General features: G+C 63.7%; 1 protein-coding gene. It reads left to right on the top strand.

The annotated features are described in order from the left end of the window. Window positions 1-57: 57 nt before the first annotated feature. A partial coding sequence (locus tag RNB18_RS52650) for a DUF5753 domain-containing protein (protein WP_311721137.1) occupies window positions 58-424 on the top strand: 367 nt, incomplete at its 3' end.

The raw sequence follows: 424 nt of genomic DNA, 5'->3' as shown, positions 1-424 counted from the left end.
CTGGAACACTCGCCGCCCCGGGACTCGGCGGAACTGCAAGAGGATGTCGACGCCCGTATGAGCCGCCAGTCCGTCCTTGTGGGTGAGGACGCTCCGTACTTCCGGGCGATGCTCGACGAAGCGGTGTTCCACCGAGCGGCCTCGCAGCCCGCCGTCTGGCTGGAACAGTTGGAAGCCCTGCTGGAGTGGCAGAAGCGGCCGAACGTGACGCTTCAGTTACTGCCTTTCTCCGCAGGGCTGCACGATCTGATGGGCGGTTCACTGACCGTCCTGTGGCTGGCCAACGGCAAGGCCGTGGCCTATCTGGAGGGCAGCAAGTCCGGCGAACTGATTGAGGACTCAGGACGCGTCGAGGAGCTGCGGTTGTCCTACGATTTGCAACGAGACAAGGCGCTCTCTCCGGAGCAGACAACCGAGTTCATCC

The organism is Streptomyces doebereineriae, from assembly GCF_031845645.1.
GTDB lineage: Bacteria > Actinomycetota > Actinomycetes > Streptomycetales > Streptomycetaceae > Streptomyces > Streptomyces canus.
Note: the sequence above shows the minus strand (reverse complement) of the source record. Positions and strands in the feature narration are given on the sequence as shown.